This window comes from Pseudomonas neuropathica (assembly GCF_051174785.1).
GTDB lineage: Bacteria > Pseudomonadota > Gammaproteobacteria > Pseudomonadales > Pseudomonadaceae > Aquipseudomonas > Aquipseudomonas neuropathica_A.
Genome location: NZ_CP195111.1, coordinates 4268682 through 4285651, shown reverse-complemented (window position 1 = coordinate 4285651; position 16970 = coordinate 4268682). Strand labels below are relative to the sequence as shown.

15 protein-coding genes are annotated in these 16970 nt (G+C 58.2%); 3 read left to right on the top strand and 12 right to left on the bottom strand.

Translation table 11 applies throughout. The features are described from left to right. Positions 1 to 22: 22 nt before the first annotated feature. The 7 genes from greA to grpE all read right to left on the bottom strand — a co-directional run bounded on the left by greA (position 23) and on the right by grpE (position 10061). A complete protein-coding gene (greA, locus tag ACRRSD_RS19285) occupies positions 23 to 499 on the bottom strand; it encodes a transcription elongation factor GreA (protein WP_003221530.1) in 477 nt (158 codons plus the stop codon). Beyond that, positions 496 to 3717, bottom strand: a complete 3222-nt coding sequence (gene carB, locus ACRRSD_RS19280) for a carbamoyl-phosphate synthase large subunit (RefSeq protein ID WP_007915231.1) — start codon at positions 3715 to 3717, stop codon at positions 496 to 498. The genes greA and carB overlap by 4 nt, the downstream gene beginning before the upstream one ends. A 126-nt stretch (positions 3718 to 3843) precedes the next feature. Next, on the bottom strand, positions 3844 to 4980 hold the full coding sequence (gene carA / locus ACRRSD_RS19275) for a glutamine-hydrolyzing carbamoyl-phosphate synthase small subunit (RefSeq protein WP_007915228.1): 1137 nt from the start codon (positions 4978 to 4980) through the stop codon (positions 3844 to 3846). A gap of 257 nt (positions 4981 to 5237) precedes the next feature. After that, entirely contained in the window at positions 5238 to 6044 is an 807-nt protein-coding gene (gene dapB, locus ACRRSD_RS19270) for a 4-hydroxy-tetrahydrodipicolinate reductase (protein WP_435034752.1), read from the bottom strand. Positions 6045 to 6053: 9 nt separating this feature from the next. After that, entirely contained in the window at positions 6054 to 7178 is a 1125-nt protein-coding gene (dnaJ, locus tag ACRRSD_RS19265; protein ID WP_122607580.1) for a molecular chaperone DnaJ, read from the bottom strand. A 297-nt stretch (positions 7179 to 7475) separates the two neighbouring features. Continuing rightward, positions 7476 to 9392 (bottom strand): molecular chaperone DnaK, encoded by a 1917-nt coding sequence (gene dnaK, locus ACRRSD_RS19260; RefSeq protein ID WP_435034750.1) that lies wholly within the window; start codon positions 9390 to 9392, stop codon positions 7476 to 7478. Positions 9393 to 9494: 102 nt separating this feature from the next. After that, complete coding sequence (gene grpE, locus ACRRSD_RS19255; RefSeq protein WP_122598517.1) at positions 9495 to 10061, bottom strand: nucleotide exchange factor GrpE; 567 nt, start codon at positions 10059 to 10061, stop codon at positions 9495 to 9497. A gap of 240 nt (positions 10062 to 10301) precedes the next feature. Here grpE and recN point away from each other — a divergent pair, with 240 nt between their 5' ends. Then, positions 10302 to 11975, top strand: coding sequence for a DNA repair protein RecN (gene recN, locus ACRRSD_RS19250; protein ID WP_435034748.1), 1674 nt, complete (start codon positions 10302 to 10304; stop codon positions 11973 to 11975). A 75-nt stretch (positions 11976 to 12050) separates the two neighbouring features. On the opposite strand, the gene fur is transcribed toward recN, so the two are convergent. Then, positions 12051 to 12455, bottom strand: a complete 405-nt coding sequence (gene fur / locus ACRRSD_RS19245) for a ferric iron uptake transcriptional regulator (RefSeq protein ID WP_064119476.1) — start codon at positions 12453 to 12455, stop codon at positions 12051 to 12053. 97 nt (positions 12456 to 12552) lie between these two features. Here fur and ACRRSD_RS19240 point away from each other — a divergent pair, with 97 nt between their 5' ends. Further along, positions 12553 to 13080: an outer membrane protein assembly factor BamE gene (locus ACRRSD_RS19240; RefSeq protein WP_007915215.1), complete on the top strand. Its 528-nt coding sequence runs from the start codon at positions 12553 to 12555 to the stop codon at positions 13078 to 13080. A gap of 59 nt (positions 13081 to 13139) precedes the next feature. Here ACRRSD_RS19240 and ACRRSD_RS19235 read toward each other — a convergent pair whose 3' ends face one another. The 3 genes from ACRRSD_RS19235 to ACRRSD_RS19225 are packed head-to-tail and all read right to left on the bottom strand — an operon-like array spanning position 13140 to position 15292. Further along, positions 13140 to 13454 carry an RnfH family protein gene (locus tag ACRRSD_RS19235; protein WP_435034747.1) on the bottom strand — a complete coding sequence of 105 codons (315 nt, stop codon included), beginning with the start codon at positions 13452 to 13454 and terminating at the stop codon, positions 13140 to 13142. Next, the gene (locus tag ACRRSD_RS19230) at positions 13447 to 13881 is read right to left on the bottom strand and encodes a type II toxin-antitoxin system RatA family toxin (protein ID WP_435034746.1); all 435 of its coding nucleotides are present in this window, start codon (positions 13879 to 13881) and stop codon (positions 13447 to 13449) included. Before ACRRSD_RS19230 ends, ACRRSD_RS19235 begins: the two co-directional genes overlap by 8 nt. 7 nt (positions 13882 to 13888) lie before the next feature. After that, positions 13889 to 15292, bottom strand: coding sequence for a sodium-dependent transporter (locus ACRRSD_RS19225; protein WP_007915211.1), 1404 nt, complete (start codon positions 15290 to 15292; stop codon positions 13889 to 13891). 119 nt (positions 15293 to 15411) lie between these two features. On the opposite strand from ACRRSD_RS19225, the gene smpB reads away from it, so the two are divergent. Beyond that, positions 15412 to 15894: an SsrA-binding protein SmpB gene (smpB, locus tag ACRRSD_RS19220; RefSeq protein WP_007915208.1), complete on the top strand. Its 483-nt coding sequence runs from the start codon at positions 15412 to 15414 to the stop codon at positions 15892 to 15894. A 118-nt stretch (positions 15895 to 16012) separates the two neighbouring features. Here the strand turns inward: smpB and ACRRSD_RS19215 are convergent, their stop codons facing one another. Beyond that, positions 16013 to 16780 carry an FCD domain-containing protein gene (locus tag ACRRSD_RS19215; RefSeq protein ID WP_007915207.1) on the bottom strand — a complete coding sequence of 256 codons (768 nt, stop codon included), beginning with the start codon at positions 16778 to 16780 and terminating at the stop codon, positions 16013 to 16015. Positions 16781 to 16970 lie beyond the last annotated feature (190 nt).

Below are 16970 nucleotides of genomic sequence, written 5' to 3'. Positions count from 1 at the left end.
CGCATGCAGCGGGCGCCCTTTTTCAGATGTGACGGACTTCGACAATCTCGTACTCGATAACGCCGCTCGGCGTTTTCACGGCGACGACATCGCCCTCTTCCTTGCCGATCAAGGCACGGGCCAAAGGCGAGCCGACCGAAATCTTGCCGAGTTTGAAGTCAGCCTCATCCTCACCCACGATGTGGTAAGTGACGCTTTCGTCGGTCTCGACGTTGGCGATTTCGACGGTCGTGCCGAAAATCACCTTGCCGGTATGAGGAATGGTCGTGACATCGATGATGACCTGATTCTGAATCCGGCCTTCGATGTCGCGAATCCGCGCCTCGACCATACCTTGCTGTTCGCGGGCGGCATGGTATTCAGCGTTTTCCTTCAAGTCACCCAACTCGCGGGCCGTACCGATGTCCTGGCTGAGCTTCGGACGGACGACCTTGGTCAGGTGAGCGTGTTCTTCTTCCAGGGCTTTAGCGCCCTGGACGGTCATTGGGTATTTGATCATGCCTTCAATCCTGCGTGTAGATCCTGCAAGCGGCGTACGGTTTTTTCAGGACCGAACTTCAGCGCTTCACAGATAGCTTCGCCAGCAGCAATGGTGGTGGTGCAATAGATCTTGTGCTGCAAGGCATTACGACGAATGGAGTACGAATCAGCGATCGACTGACGACCTTCGGTGGTGTTGATGATCAGGGTGACTTCGTCATTCTTGATCATGTCGACCACGTGCGGACGCCCCTCGGTCACCTTGTTCACACGGCGCACTTTCAGGCCTGCGGCTTCGATCAGCTTGGCAGTGCCGGCAGTGGCAACCACTTCGAAGCCCAAGTTGATCAGATCACGGGCTACGCCTGCAACCAGAGGCTTGTCGTCGTCGCGCACGCTGATGAACGCAGTGCCGCCGGTCGGCAGCACTTCACTGGCACCCATCTGGGCTTTGGCGAATGCTTCACCGAAGGTGTCACCGACACCCATCACTTCACCGGTCGACTTCATTTCCGGGCCGAGGATCGGGTCAACGCCAGGGAATTTGGCGAACGGGAAGACCGCCTCTTTCACGCTGTAGAAGTTCGGAATGATTTCTTTGGTGAAACCGATTTCTTTCAGTGTCTTACCGGCCATTACGCGGGCAGCGATCATGGCCAGGGAGACACCGATGCACTTCGATACGAACGGCACGGTACGGGAAGCGCGCGGGTTGACTTCGATGACGTAGATGTCTTCGCCCTGCAAAGCCAGCTGCACGTTCATCAGGCCGACAACGCCCAGTTCCAGGGCCATTTTCTTGACCTGTTCGCGCATCTCGTCCTGGATGTGCGCCGGCAGCGAGTACGGCGGCAGCGAGCAAGCGGAGTCACCGGAGTGAACGCCAGCCTGTTCGATGTGCTGCATGATCGCGCCGATCACTACGTCTTTGCCGTCGCAGACCGCATCCACGTCCATTTCGATGGCGCAGTTGAGGAAGTGGTCGAGCAGCACCGGGCTGTCGTTGGACACTTGCACCGCATCACGCAGGTAACGCTTGAGTTCGTCTTCCTTGTAAACGATTTCCATCGCACGGCCGCCCAGTACATAGGACGGGCGCACCACCAGCGGATAACCGATTTTCGCGGCAGCACGAACAGCTTCGTCTTCGCTGCGCACGGTGGCGTTTGGCGGCTGACGCAGGTTCAGACGCTCAACCATTTGCTGGAAGCGCTCACGGTCTTCGGCACGGTCGATGGCGTCAGGGCTGGTGCCGATGATTGGCACGCCAGCCGCTTCCAGAGCGCGGGCCAGTTTCAGCGGAGTCTGGCCACCGTACTGGACGATCACACCTTTCGGCTTCTCGACGCGGCAGATTTCCAGCACGTCTTCCAGGGTTACCGGCTCGAAGTACAGACGGTCGGAAGTGTCATAGTCGGTGGAAACGGTTTCCGGGTTGCAGTTGACCATGATGGTTTCGTAGCCGTCTTCGCGCAGTGCGAGGGCGGCGTGTACGCAGCAGTAGTCGAACTCGATGCCCTGGCCGATACGGTTTGGACCGCCACCCAGAATCATGATCTTGTCGCGACCCGACGGCGCGGCTTCGCACTCTTCCTCGTACGTCGAGTAGAGGTAAGCGGTGTCAGTGGCGAACTCGGCGGCGCAGGTGTCAACGCGCTTGTAGACCGGGAACACTTCGAGCTTCTGACGGTGCGTACGCAGGTTTTTCTCGGTGACTCCCAACAGCTTGGCCAGACGCTGATCGGAGAAGCCTTTGCGCTTGAGCTTGAACATCAGGTCGCGGTCGATAGCGGACAGACCGAGGGTTTTGACCTTCTCTTCTTCCTTGATCAGATCTTCGATCTGTACCAGGAACCACGGGTCGATCATGTTCATGCCGAAGATGTCTTCGACCGACAGGCCGGCGCGGAAAGCGTCCGCCACGTACCAGATACGCTCGGCGCCCGGCACGGTCAGTTCGCGCTTGAGCACGCTCATGCTTTCCGGATTGCTCAGGTCGAGCTTCTCGTCCAGACCGCAAACGCCCACTTCCAGACCGCGCAGGGCTTTCTGCAGGGATTCCTGGAAAGTACGGCCGATGGCCATGACTTCACCGACCGACTTCATTTGGGTGGTCAGGCGCGCGTCAGCCTTGGCGAATTTCTCGAAGGCGAAACGTGGCAGCTTGGTGACGACGTAGTCGATCGACGGTTCGAAGGACGCCGGGGTCTTGCCGCCGGTGATGTCGTTCGACAGTTCGTCGAGGGTGTAACCCACCGCCAGCTTGGCGGCGACTTTGGCGATCGGGAAACCGGTGGCTTTCGAAGCCAGTGCCGAGGAACGCGATACGCGCGGGTTCATTTCGATCACGACCATACGGCCAGTGTTCGGGCAGATACCGAATTGAACGTTGGAACCGCCCGTCTCGACGCCGATCTCGCGCAGTACAGCCAGCGAGGCGTTACGCAGGATCTGGTATTCCTTGTCGGTCAGGGTCTGAGCCGGGGCAACAGTGATCGAGTCACCGGTGTGTACGCCCATCGGGTCGAAGTTTTCGATCGAGCAGACGATGATGCAGTTGTCCTTTTTGTCGCGGACAACTTCCATTTCATATTCTTTCCAGCCGATCAGCGATTCGTCGATCAGCAGCTCTTTGGTCGGCGACAGGTCCAGACCTCGGGCGCAGATTTCTTCGAACTCTTCACGGTTGTACGCGATACCGCCACCAGTGCCGCCCATGGTGAAGGACGGACGGATGATGCACGGGAAGCCCAGGGTTTCGAGAACCGCGTTGGCTTCTTCCATGCTGTGCGCGATACCGGAACGCGGGCACGCCAGGCCGATGGATTTCATCGCCTTGTCGAAACGCGAACGGTCTTCAGCCTTGTCGATGGTGTCGGCGTTGGCGCCGATCATTTCTACGCCGAACTTCTCCAGAACGCCTTCGCGCTCCAGGTCCAGGGCGCAGTTCAGAGCAGTCTGGCCGCCCATGGTTGGCAGCACCGCGTCCGGACGCTCTTTTTCGATGATCTTGGCAACGGTCTGCCACTTGATCGGCTCGATGTAGGTGGCGTCGGCCATGTCCGGGTCGGTCATGATGGTGGCCGGGTTGGAGTTCACCAGGATGACGCGGTAACCCTCTTCGCGCAGGGCTTTACAGGCCTGGGCGCCGGAGTAGTCGAATTCACAGGCCTGGCCGATAACGATCGGGCCAGCGCCGAGAATCAGGATGCTTTTAATGTCTGTACGTTTTGGCATGGGTTTGTCACTCAAATCCGCAGGTCAGTCGGCAAGCCGTCTTGATCGATTTCTGAAGTCTCGAAGGGGCCGCCGGTATCGGGGCCGCCTTCGAAGGGCTTCTCTCTACAGTCTCAAGGCGAACGCTTAGCGTCGCTTGGCCATCTCGTTGATGAAGCGGTCGAACAGTGGCGCGACATCGTTCGGGCCCGGGCTCGCTTCAGGGTGACCCTGGAAGCTGAACGCGCTCTTGTCGGTGCGTTCGATGCCTTGCAGGGTGCCGTCGAACAGCGATTTGTGGATCGCACGCACGTTGGCTGGCAGGGTTTCTTCATCTACCGCGAAACCGTGGTTCTGGCTGGTGATCATCACGACGCCAGTGTCCAGATCCTGCACCGGGTGGTTGGCACCGTGGTGGCCGTGGCCCATTTTCAGGGTCTTGGCGCCGGAGGCCAGTGCCAGCAGTTGGTGACCGAGGCAGATGCCGAATACCGGAATCTCGGTTTCCAGCACTTCCTTGATCGCCTTGATCGCGTAGTCGCATGGCTCCGGATCACCGGGGCCGTTGGACAGGAACACGCCGTCCGGCTTCAGTGCCAGCACATCAGCGGCTGGAGTCTGTGCAGGCACCACGGTGACGCGGCAGCCGCGCTCGACCAGCATGCGCAGGATGTTGACCTTGACGCCGTAGTCGTAGGCAACCACGTGGTAAGGCAACTCGGAAGCGTCGATGGTCGCGTGGCTGTCGGTCTTCAGATCCCAGACAGTCGAGCGCCATTCGTATTGAGTCTTGGTGCTGACGACTTTCGCCAGATCCATGCCCTTCAGGCCCGGAAAACCTTGCGCCGCAGCGATTGCCGCTTCTTCGGAGATGTTGTCGCCGGCCATGATGCAGCCGTTCTGTGCGCCTTTTTCACGCAGGATGCGGGTCAGGCGACGGGTGTCGATACCGGCGATGGCCACAACGTTGTTGGCTTTCAGGTAGTCAGACAGGGACATCGTGTTACGCCAGTTGCTCGCTACCAGCGGCAGGTCACGGATGACCAGGCCAGCGGACCAGACGCGATCGGACTCGGCGTCTTCCGGCGTGGTGCCGGTGTTGCCGATGTGCGGATAGGTCAGGGTAACGATCTGTTGGGCGTAGGAAGGATCGGTAAGGATTTCCTGATAGCCGGTCATTGCGGTGTTGAACACCACCTCACCAACGGTTTGACCGTCGGCACCAATGGCTTCGCCGCGAAAAATGCTGCCATCAGCAAGGGCAAGTATGGCTGGCTTAGTCAAGAAGACCTCCCGTAAATAACGCATGAAAGGGCGATCGCAGGTTGTAAAAAAGCGGAGTGACGTATGGACACGTCACCCCGCTTCTTCACTGAATTATTCTGCGCGCTTTTAGTGGACACACTAAAGCTGTAGCTTACAGAAAAAGGCTTTTTTGGTCCACCGCTAAAGAGCCGAAAAGGCTGGAGAATGCGACAGGTCGTCGCCAAGCGGAGAAAAACCAGCGCAAACAGGGCGTTTGCGCTGGGTTCAGCAGTGTATCAACGCAGGTCGAGCACGTCTTGCATGTCGTACAGACCCGGTTCGCGACCGTCCAGCCACAACGCCGCACGCACCGCGCCCTTGGCGAACGTCATGCGGCTCGACGCCTTGTGCGTGATCTCCAGACGCTCACCTTCGCAGGCAAACAGCACGGTGTGATCACCCACCACGTCACCGCCGCGCACGGTGGCAAAACCAATGGTGTCACGCTCACGGGCGCCGGTGTGACCCTCGCGACCGTAGACCGCAACCTTCTGCAGATCTCGATCCAGTGCACTGGCGATCACTTCACCCATGCGCAACGCCGTACCCGACGGCGCATCGATCTTGTGACGGTGATGCGCTTCGATGATTTCGATATCCGCATCATCACCGAGCACGCGCGCCGCCATATCCAGCAGCTTCAGCGACAGATTGACGCCGACACTGAAGTTGGCCGCGAACACGATCGGAATATCCTTGCCCGCCTCGGCCAGCAACTGCTTCTGCGCAGCGTCCAGCCCGGTGGTGCCGATAACCATGGCCTTGCCCGCCTTGCGGCAGAACGCGAGGTTTTTCAGCATCACCTCCGGCAGGGTGAAGTCGACCAATACATCGAATTCTTCAGCCACAGCCTCGATATGCCCGGACAACGGCACGCCGATGCGACCCAGCGACGCCAGCTCACCGGCATCGACGCCGATCAGCGTGCTGCCAGGACGAACCACGGCGGCGGTCAAACCGGTCAGCGGCGCGCGCTGCTGCACGGCTTCGACCAGAATCTTACCCATGCGCCCAGCAGCGCCCATCACAGCTATACGTCGCATGCCGACTCCTTAGAGATCGCCGAAGAAGCGCTTCACACCGTCGAACCAACCGGTGGTTTTTGGCGAATGGCTATTGTCGTCGGCCAGCGAGCTGCGGAACTCTTCCAGCAATTCGCGCTGACGACGGTTCAGATTGACCGGAGTCTCGACTGCCACACGGCACATCAAGTCACCCGCACCGCCGCCACGCACCGGCGCCACGCCTTTGCCGCGCACACGGAACTGCTTGCCGGTCTGAGTACCTTCGGGGATTTTCAGTTTGACGCGACCGTCGAGGGTCGGAATTTCCAGCTCGCCGCCCAGCGCCGCATCGACGAAACTGATCGGCACTTCGCAGAACAGATGCTTGCCATCGCGCTGGAAAATATCGTGCTCGCGGACATTGATGACCACGTACAGGTCGCCCGTCGGGCCGCCCTGCGTACCCGCCTCGCCTTCGCCGGACAGACGAATGCGGTCGCCGGTATCGACGCCGGCCGGCACTTTGACCGACAGGGTTTTGTACTCTTCAACGCGACCGTCACCGTGGCAGGAGTCGCACGGATCGGAAATGATCTTACCCTGGCCATGGCAACGCGGGCAGGTTTGCTGCACCGAGAAGAAACCCTGCTGCATACGCACTTGACCGATGCCACCGCAAGTCGGGCACGTCGATGGCGAGGAGCCTTTCTTCGCGCCGGAACCATCGCACGGCTTGCAGTTGACCAGTGTCGGAACGCGGATATTCACCGACGTGCCGCGCACCGCTTCTTCCAGATTCAACTCCAGGGTGTAGCGCAAGTCGCTGCCACGCTGAGCGCCGCCACGGGAACCACCGCGACCGCCACCGAAGAAATCACTGAAGACATCGCCAAAGATGTCAGAGAAGTTCTGGCCGCCAAAACCGGCGCCACCGCCCCCCATGCTCGGGTCGACGCCGGCATGACCATACTGGTCGTACGCCGCACGCTTGCTCGAGTCGGACAACACTTCATAGGCCTCGTTGGCCTCTTTGAACGCCTCTTCCGAAGCTTTGTCGCCGGGATTACGGTCGGGGTGGTGCTTCATTGCCAGACGGCGATAGGCCTTTTTCAGGTCCGCTTCGCTCGTGCCCCGCTCAACACCCAACACTTCGTAATAGTCACGCTTTGCCATAAGTCTTCTGCACTCTTGAGGACGTTCGGCAAACCCCTCCTGAGGATGGCCAAACTCGTTGAGCCCCAATACAGGCCCGGACCCAACTCACGTCAATTCAACGATCCTGGTCTTTGTTTCTTGCGGTACTTGCGGCGTGAAAAGCAGGAGCATCTTCAGCCATACCGCCAACATCCGAGCCTTGTCGCATGCTGTAAAAATTCGCGTATTCCAGATACGCCAACGCGGGAGCTAGCTCCCGCGCGGCGACATCCTACCAGTCACTGCCTAAAGGCAGTCAACCGGCCGACCAACAACTTACTTGTGGTCTTTGACTTCTTCGAACTCTGCATCGACAACGTCGTCAGCCTTCTCAGCCGATTCGCCTTGCGGGGCTGCGCCATCAGCTGGCTGAGCCTGTTCGGCGTACATCTTCTGAGCAACCGGAGCGGAGACTTTCGACAGTTCTTCAACCTTGGCTTCGATAGCAGCCTTGTCGTCGCCTTTGACAGCGGCTTCCAGAGCAACCACAGCAGCTTCGATCGCAGTCTTCTCTTCAGCGGTGACTTTGTCGCCCGCGTCAGCAATCATCTTGCGAGTCGAGTGAACCAGTGCGTCACCCTGGTTACGGGCAGCGGCCAGCTCTTCGAACTTGCGGTCTTCCTCAGCGTTGGCTTCGGCGTCACGCACCATGCGCTCGATTTCTTCGTCGGACAGACCGGAGTTGGCCTTGATCACGATCGACTGAGTCTTGCCGGTCGCCTTGTCTTTCGCACCAACGTGCAAGATGCCGTTAGCGTCGATGTCGAAGGTCACTTCGATCTGCGGCACACCACGTGGAGCTGGTGGAATGTCGGCCAGGTCGAACTTGCCCAGAGACTTGTTCTGAGTGGCTTGCTTACGCTCGCCCTGCAGCACGTGAATGGTCACTGCGCCCTGGTTGTCGTCGGCAGTCGAGAACACTTGCGATTTCTTGGTAGGAATCGTGGTGTTTTTCTCGATCAGCGCAGTCATCACGCCACCCATGGTTTCGATACCCAGGGTCAGCGGGCTAACGTCGAGCAGCAGAACGTCTTTCACGTCACCGGCCAGAACAGCACCCTGAATCGCGGCACCCATGGCCACAGCTTCGTCCGGGTTAACGTCTTTGCGAGCTTCTTTACCGAAGAAATCGGTAACCAGCTTCTGCACCAGCGGCATACGGGTCTGACCACCGACCAGGATCACGTCATTGATCGCGCCAACGTCCAGACCTGCGTCTTTCATGGCGATGCGGCAAGGTTCGATGGTGCGCTGAACCAGGTCTTCAACCAGTGCTTCGAGCTTGGCACGCGAGATCTTCACGTTCAGGTGCTTAGGACCGGTCGCGTCTGCAGTGATGTACGGCAGATTGACGTCGGTCGACTGAGCGGACGACAGCTCGATCTTGGCTTTCTCAGCGGCTTCTTTCAGGCGCTGCATGGCCAGCGGATCACCTTTGAGGTTCATGCCGCTTTCTTTCTTGAATTCGTCAACGAGGTAGTCGATCAGACGAATGTCAAAGTCTTCACCGCCGAGGAACGTGTCACCGTTGGTGGCCAGAACTTCGAACTGGTGCTCGCCGTCAACTTCAGCGATCTCGATCACGGAAACGTCGAAAGTACCGCCACCCAGGTCATAAACGATCACGGTGTGATCGCCCTTGGCCTTGTCCATACCGTAAGCCAGAGCAGCTGCGGTTGGTTCGTTGATGATACGTTTTACGTCCAGACCGGCGATGCGGCCGGCGTCTTTGGTCGCCTGACGCTGGCTGTCGTTGAAGTAGGCCGGAACGGTGATCACCGCTTCGGTCACGGTCTCGCCGAGGTAGTCTTCGGCGGTCTTCTTCATCTTTTTCAGGATTTCAGCCGAGATTTGTGGCGGTGCCATTTTCTGGCCGTTCACTTCTACCCAGGCGTCGTTGTTCTCAGCCTTGACGATCTTGTAAGGGACCATCTGGATGTCTTTCTGCACGACTTCTTCGTCGAAACGACGACCGATCAGACGCTTTACCGCGTACAGAGTGTTGTGCGGGTTGGTTACAGCCTGACGCTTGGCCGACTGACCTACCAGGATTTCGCCATCGTTGGCGTAAGCGATGATCGACGGCGTGGTACGCGCGCCTTCAGCGTTTTCGATAACTTTTGCTTTGCCGTTTTCCAGCACGGAGACGCAGGAGTTGGTAGTCCCCAGGTCGATACCGATAATTTTGCCCATGTTAACTCTCCCGAAACTTTGGATTTTTTTGCCGCAGCAGTGGTGGCTGACTGCGGTAATACTTAAACGCTTGACTTCTAAATGGGGGCCTTGCGGCTAATTTCAAGCCTGCTCGTCAATCGAAGGCGAAACTGGCGCAGGCGCCTTGCTGACCACAACCATGGCCGGGCGCAACAGGCGACCGTTGAGCTGGTAGCCCTTCTGGAACACCTTCAGAACGCTGTTCGGTTCTACGTCGGCACTTTCCTGCATGGCCATCGCCTGATGCTGAACGGCGTTGAACGGCTCGCCATGCGGATCGATCGCTTCCAGCTGATAACGCTTGAGGGTGTCGTGGAACATTTTCAGCGTCAGCTCGATACCTTCGCGCATCGGGCGGATGCTTTCGTCGTCCGGGTTCGACAACTCGAGGCCGCGCTCCAGGCTGTCGACGATCGGCAGCAGGTCGCCGGCAAATTTTTCGAGGGCAAACTTGTGCGCCTTCTCGACGTCCTGTTCGGCACGGCGACGGACGTTCTGCAGATCGGCAGCAACACGCAGAGATTGATCCTGCGCGGCGGCCAATTGCTCTTCGAGCACTTGTACACGGGTCGCCAGGTCATCACCCGAACCTTCGGGCGCCTGATTGGCTTCTGGGTTTTGCGTATCTACTGTCTGTTCGTCAGCCATAGAATTCTCCTTTCAATTTCGTCCGCGAGCCTGACTCGCGCTTCTGCCCCGATATATGGGGCCGCAAAATCAGGCTTCAAGGGCCTTCTAGCATTAACCCTACAAAAAAGTGCCGCATTGTCATTCCTCGATGCGCTAAGCAGATTTGCGGTTCAAGCAAATCGACCTAAGGGAGGGCATTGTCAGCCAGAAACAAAACACTGTATAAATAACCAGACCTAAAGCCTGGGAGCGGCCTTTATGCTGGTGCACCTGTCCGTACATAACTACGCCATCGTTGAACATCTCGATCTCGAACTCGATCGCGGGATGAGCGTGATCACGGGCGAAACCGGCGCCGGCAAGTCGATCATGCTCGACGCACTGGGCCTGACCCTCGGCGATCGTGCCGACAGCGGCGTGGTTCGTCCCGGCGCCGACAAGGCCGATATCCTTGCGACCTTCGATCTGGCTGATATCCCTGAAGCCAGTGCCTGGCTGGCCGAGCGCGATCTGGAGACTGACGGCCCGTGCATCCTGCGCCGCGTGATCACGTCGGAGGGTCGTTCGCGCGGCTACATCAATGGCACCCCTTGCCCACTCGGTGACCTCAAGTCTCTGGGCGAGTTGTTGATCGATATCCACAGCCAGCATGAACACCAGTCCCTGCTGAAAACCGATACCCATCGTCGCCTGCTGGACGAGTACGCCGGCGCTACTGATCTGGCTCGCCAGGTTCAGCTCGCCGCCCAGCGCTGGCGGCAGACTCGCCAGGAACTCGAGCGCCTCTCCAATTCCGGCGACGAACAACGTGCGCGCCATCAATTGCTCAGCTATCAGCTCGAAGAGCTGGAAAACCTCGGCCTCGGTGACAACGAGCTGGAGCAACTGGAGCAGGAACACAAAAACCTGACCAACGCCGAGACGCTGCTGGGCATTTGCCGGCAAGTGGTCGAGCAATGCAGCGAAAGCGATTCCGGCAATGTGCTGAACGCACTAACCGCCAGCCTCAACCGCCTGTCGAGCGTGAATAACTCCGTCGGCGCACTGGGCGAAGCCAGTAGCCTGCTGACCAGTGCGCAGATCCAGGTTGAAGAGGCCGTTGGCGAACTCAATCGCTTCCTCGATAACTTCGATGCCGATCCGGCACGCTTGCAATATCTGGAAGAACGTCTCGACGCGATCTACACCCTGGCGCGCAAGCATCGAATTCAACCCACCGAAGTCGGCGAAATGCAGCAGAAGTTGCTGGATGAAATCGAAACCCTCAACGCCAACGACGAATCCATCGAGCGCCTGGGTGAAGAACTGGCCTCGTACGCCCGCCACTATCAAGAGAAGGCGCGAGAGCTGAGCGATTTGCGGCATCAGGCTGCCGGCAGTCTCGCCAGCGCGGTTGAGCAGGAGATTCAGCGACTGGGCATGCCGGGTGGTCGATTTACCATCGAATTAAAAGCCAACAGCAGTGACGAGTTGCTGCCCCACGGGCTGGAACAGGTTGAATTGCTGGTCAGCGCCAACCCGGGCCAGCCGCTGAAGGCACTGGCAAAAGTGGCTTCCGGCGGTGAGCTGTCACGGATCAGTCTGGCGATTCAGGTGATCACCGCACAGACATCCCGTGTTCCGACGCTGGTATTCGACGAAGTGGACGTTGGCATCGGTGGCCCGACGGCTGAAATTGTCGGCCAACTGTTGCGCCGTCTCGGGGATCGCGGCCAGGTACTGACCGTGACGCACTTGCCTCAGGTGGCAGCGCAGGGTCATCAGCATCTGTTCGTGCACAAGGTGCGCGGTGAAGAAGCGACTCACACTGCCGTCTCCAAACTGAGCAAGAACGACCGCATAGAAGAAGTGGCGCGCATGCTCGGCGGCATTGATCTGACCAAAGAGTCCCTGGCTCACGCGAAAAAAATGGTCGTCACCGCCAAGGTTTGACAATGACAGAAAGCACGAAGGCGACCCTTGGGTCGCCTTCGTTCGTTTCGCGAACGTGAAATTCGCGCGACATGCTTACTTTTTCTTGCGCACGTACAGCACCAGGTTGTGATCAACCAACTCGACACCGTGCTCCTCGGCAATTGCCTTCTGGAGCTTTTCAATTTCGATGCTGACGAATTCGACGACTTCACCGGTTTCCACGTTGACCATATGGTCGTGGTGGCCACCGTCAGCCAGTTCGAATACCGCGTGGCCGCCGTCGAAGTTGTGACGGACCACGAGGCCAGCCGCTTCGAACTGGGTCAGAACACGGTAAACCGTGGCCAGACCGACGTCCTCGCCAGCTTCCATCAACGCCTTGTAGACGTCCTCGGCGCTCATGTGACGCTGCTCGGTAGAGTCGAGCATTTGCAGGATCTTGACCCGTGGCAGGGTCACTTTAAGGCCGGCTTTGCGTAGTTCGCTATTTTCAACCATGGTCAGCTTTCTCGCGATGCTGCTTCGCAGCTTCTCTTAATGCGGGTATGATCGGCGTTTACGTTGTCCCAGCCAAGATAGTGGAAGTCGCCCACCGATGCAAAACACCAAGCTCTTGCTAACCAGTTTCACCTTTGTGGGACTGCTCGCACTCGCCGGTTGTTCATTCCCCGGGGTTTACAAAATCGACATCCAGCAGGGCAATGTCGTCACGCAGGACATGATAGACCAGTTACGCCCGGGAATGACCCGGCCGCAAGTACGGTTTATCATGGGTAACCCTCTGCTTGTCGACACGTTCCATGCCGATCGCTGGGATTATCTGTACAGCCTGCAACCGGGTGGCGGTGAACGCCAACAGGAACGCATCAGCGTTATTTTCAACTCAAACGACCAGCTTGTCAGCCTGTCCGGTGACTTTATGCCGGGCGTAAGCCGTGACGAAGCCATTCTCGGCAAGGATAGTGGCACTACGGTGACCGCTCCTGCTGAAAACGCCGAGAAGCCAACACCGGAAAAACCGGTCAAGCCAGGTTCCTTGCTGGATCAGATCCAGAAGGACGTCGATGGTGTAGAAACCGTTCCGGTTCCAACACCAGAGCCGCTGGATACCTCGCCGCAATAATTGGCGAGACAATAAAAAACCCGGAAATCCCGGGTTTTTTATTGTCTGCGATTTGGCTTTTACGCGTTTCGGGCCTTCGCTTCGGCAGCCTTGGCTGCACGCAAGCGTCGAACCTCTTTTGGATCAGCAAGCAATGGCCGGTAAATCTCGATGCGCTCGCCCGCCTGAATTACCCGCGATTCCGGGTCAACAACCACTTTGCCAAAGATGCCCAGCGGGCACTCCGTCAGATTCAGCTCAGGAAACTCGCTACCGATACCCGATGCAAGCATTGCCGCCCGAACCGTCATCCCAGGCGGCACGCTCACCGAGCGCAAAACCTGACGATCACCGGTCGCGTACACCACTTCTATCTCGATCACAGGTTCAACCATACATCTGTTTGGCGCGCTGGCAGAACGCGTCCACCAGCGTATTGGCGGCCTGATTGAACAGCGGCCCCAACGTCGCGCGCACCAGCGGCCCGGCGTAATCGAACGACAGATCCAGGCTGATCTTGCAGGCCTTCTCGTTCAACACCTTGAACACCCAGACACCGTGCAACTGGTTGAACGGGCCTTCTTCCAGGTTCATTTCGATCGACTGCCCCGGCACCAGCGTATTGCGCGTCACGAAATGCTGACTGAGACCGCCCTTGGCCACACCGACGCTGGCGCGCATGTGTTCCGGCGAGCTTTCCAGCACTTCTGCAGAGGAGCACCATGGCAGAAATTCCGGGTAGCGCGCCACGTCGTTGACCAGGTCATAGATAAACTGCGCCGGGTACGGCAGCAATGCCGATCGTTGAATATGTGTCGTCATGTGAGCGTTACTTCCAGAGCTGAGCGGCAAACACTACAAGAATGCCGATGGGCGCCACGTAGCGCATCAAGAACAAAGACAGGGCGAACAGTGCCGGATTGCGGATCGACAACTCGTCGCGTACCGCTTCACGCCCCATCACCCATCCGGCAAACAGCACAAAACACAGGCCACCGAGCGGCAACATGATCCGCGAGGTGAAGAAATCGATCACGCCAAAGAAGTCCAGACCGCTCTGCGCACCCCATTGGTAGAGATGGAACATCCCGCCTTCGTTCACGAAAAATTTGGCTTCCTTCCAGATATTGAAGGAGAACACCGTGCCCAGACCGACGAACCAGCAGATGAACGCCAGCCAGAAAGTAACCCAGGCGCGACTGACTTTCGTGCGTTCAACCAGATAGGCAACCATTGGTTCCAGCAGGGAGATCGCCGAACTCCAGGCAGCAATCGCCACCAGCACAAAGAACACCACGCCCATCAATTGCCCGAAAGCCACGTTACCAAAAGCAAATGGCAGGCTGACGAACATCAAGCCAGGCCCTTCGCTAGGGTTCAAGCCTCCGGCAAACACAATCGGGAACAGAGCCAGACCGGCGACCAGCGAAACAAAGGTATCGAGCAGCGCCACGCCGACGACCGTGCCGGACAACGACGAACTCTTCGGCATGTAAGCGCCGTAAATCATGATCGAGCCGACACCGACGCTTAGCGAGAAAAACGCATGCCCCATCGCTGGCAACAAACCGTCGAGGACTTTTTCCGGGTGGAAGTCGAACATGAAATGCACGCCTTCCATGAAATGCCCGGTGGTCATGCTGTAACCCAGCAACACCAGAATCATCACGAACAGCAGCGGCATCATGATGCGCAGGCTGCGCTCAAGCCCGGCAACCACGCCTTTGGCGATGACGAAGGCCGACAGCAGCATGAAAATCGTGTGCCAAAGTGTCAGGCGCCATGGATTGGAGATGACATTGCCGAAATAAGCGCCGACCTGATCGGCCGTCGCGCCCTGGAAGTCACCGCGGCCCATGTCGACGATGTAGTCCAGCGACCAACCACCGACCACACTATAGAAAGACAGGATCAGCAACGCCGTGATCATCCCGGCGAAGGCTCCCCACGACCATTTTCCGGAGTGTCCGGCTTCCAGCGCCAGCACCTTCAAGGCGTTCGCCGGACTTTGCCGGGCGCGTCGGCCGATCAGGGTTTCAGCGAGCATGACCGGGATGCCGATCAGCGCGATGCACGCCAGAAACATCAGCACAAAGGCGCCGCCGCCGTAGACCCCGACCATGTAGGGGAACTTCCAGATACTACCCAGTCCCACGGCCGAACCGGTCGCGGCGAGTATGAATACCCAGCGGCTAGCCCAACTGCCGTGGACAGAAACCTTGTCTGTCGACATCGTTTATCACGCCCAAGCGTTAGAAAAAGAGGCCGCATTGTCCGGGATTCACTCAACCTGCTCAAGCACGCAGCATCACCGTAGCCGACAGCCGTTTATCTCCATATAATGCCGCCCCTATGGCTAAACAGAAGAAACACCCAACAGGGACCATCGCGCAGAACAAAAAGGCGCGACACGATTACTTCATCGAACACAAGTTCGAGGCTGGTCTGGTCCTGGCCGGCTGGGAAGTAAAAAGTCTGCGGGCAAGCAAGCTACAGCTGGTTGACAGCTATGTGCTGCTCAAGGATGGCGAAGCGTGGTTGCTCGGCAGCCACATCACGCCTCTGATGACCGCAAGCACCCACGTCATCGCCGACCCGGTGCGCACGCGCAAGTTGCTGCTCAACCGCCGCGAGCTGGAAAAGCTCGCCGCCGCTGTACAGCAAAAGGGTTACGCCTGCGTCTGCCTGTCCTGGTACTGGAGCAAGCACATGGTCAAGTGCGAAATTGCTTTGGGCAAGGGCAAAAAGGAATACGACAAGCGTGATACCGAGCGCGAGCGCGACGCAGGTCGTGAGCTGCAGCGTGCGGTGCGCAACAAAGGCAAGGAAGATTAATTTTTTCTGCCTTTAGAGCGTATTCGCGAGCAAGCTCGCTCCCACCTTGGAATGCATTTCAATGTGGGAGCGAGCCTGCTCGCGAAAGCTATTGCACAATCTACGCACAAACAACTGATCACATACCCTTGCGCCGCTCCGCCCGAGCCATGCGCTGAACCTCCTGCCGCACCTCTTCCAGCACCTCCTGCACATACAAAATATGTCGACTGGAAACTTCCCGCGCCTGCTCCGCACGACCTTCAATAATCGCCAGATACAATTCCCTATGCTGGGTAATCAGCATGTCGCGGGTTTCCGTGCGCTGCTTGTACATGCCGCCGATGTTGGTGACCACGTTGCGCTTGAGCAGATCGAACAACCCGCGAATGGTGTGCAGCAACACCGCGTTATGGCTGGCTTCGGCAATCGCCAGATGAAATTTCGCATCCGCCGCGCCCTCCTCTGCCCGACTGACTTCATCGTGACGCGAATAGCAGTCCTGCAGCTCTTCGAACGCTGCGGTCAAGCGCTCGCGATCCACATCCGTAGCGCGCAATGCGGCGTAATAGGCGCACGATGCCTCCAGAGTGTGCCGAAATTCCAGTAGATCGCGTTGTGCCTCGGGGTTGCTTTCAAGCAGCTGCAACAGCGGATCACTAAACGTCGAGCCCAGACTTTCCACCACATAATTGCCGCCACCCTGCCGACTGACCAGCAGACCTTTGGCTGCCAGTTTCTGAATCGCTTCACGCAGCGACGGCCGTGATACGCCAAACTGTTCGGCCAGCGTGCGCTCCGCCGGAAGCCGTTCGCCGGACTTCAGCGTGCCCTCAAGGATCATCCCCTCAAGTCGCTCGACGATATCGTCAGACAAACGGCGCTGCCGAATCTGATCAAACCCCATAACTCATTTCTCCACGATCCCGACCGCTCGCCGGGCTCTCTATTCTGGCCTATCGGCGCCTTGCCGACACCTACCAGACGCTACTTGCCGAAACCGGATCAGATGCGATCTGCACCGCTTGTTCGACAAAAGTTTCAGGGCGACAAATTGACACACCGCCATCAAGGCTTTTACCCTAGCCAACAGCGAT

What these genes read in the sequence shown, in the direction of transcription:
- greA (WP_003221530.1), bottom strand. Translation starts at nt 499, where the DNA reads ATGATCAAATACCCAATGACCGTCCAGGGCGCTAAAGCCCTGGAAGAA.
- carB (WP_007915231.1), bottom strand. Translation starts at nt 3,717, where the DNA reads ATGCCAAAACGTACAGACATTAAAAGCATCCTGATTCTCGGCGCTGGC.
- dapB (WP_435034752.1), bottom strand. Translation starts at nt 6,044, where the DNA reads ATGCGACGTATAGCTGTGATGGGCGCTGCTGGGCGCATGGGTAAGATT.
- dnaJ (WP_122607580.1), bottom strand. Translation starts at nt 7,178, where the DNA reads ATGGCAAAGCGTGACTATTACGAAGTGTTGGGTGTTGAGCGGGGCACG.
- dnaK (WP_435034750.1), bottom strand. Translation starts at nt 9,392, where the DNA reads ATGGGCAAAATTATCGGTATCGACCTGGGGACTACCAACTCCTGCGTC.
- grpE (WP_122598517.1), bottom strand. Translation starts at nt 10,061, where the DNA reads ATGGCTGACGAACAGACAGTAGATACGCAAAACCCAGAAGCCAATCAG.
- recN (WP_435034748.1), top strand. Translation starts at nt 10,302, where the DNA reads ATGCTGGTGCACCTGTCCGTACATAACTACGCCATCGTTGAACATCTC.
- fur (WP_064119476.1), bottom strand. Translation starts at nt 12,455, where the DNA reads ATGGTTGAAAATAGCGAACTACGCAAAGCCGGCCTTAAAGTGACCCTG.
- ACRRSD_RS19240 (WP_007915215.1), top strand. Translation starts at nt 12,553, where the DNA reads ATGCAAAACACCAAGCTCTTGCTAACCAGTTTCACCTTTGTGGGACTG.
- ACRRSD_RS19235 (WP_435034747.1), bottom strand. Translation starts at nt 13,454, where the DNA reads ATGGTTGAACCTGTGATCGAGATAGAAGTGGTGTACGCGACCGGTGAT.
- ACRRSD_RS19230 (WP_435034746.1), bottom strand. Translation starts at nt 13,881, where the DNA reads ATGACGACACATATTCAACGATCGGCATTGCTGCCGTACCCGGCGCAG.
- ACRRSD_RS19225 (WP_007915211.1), bottom strand. Translation starts at nt 15,292, where the DNA reads ATGTCGACAGACAAGGTTTCTGTCCACGGCAGTTGGGCTAGCCGCTGG.
- smpB (WP_007915208.1), top strand. Translation starts at nt 15,412, where the DNA reads ATGGCTAAACAGAAGAAACACCCAACAGGGACCATCGCGCAGAACAAA.
- ACRRSD_RS19215 (WP_007915207.1), bottom strand. Translation starts at nt 16,780, where the DNA reads ATGGGGTTTGATCAGATTCGGCAGCGCCGTTTGTCTGACGATATCGTC.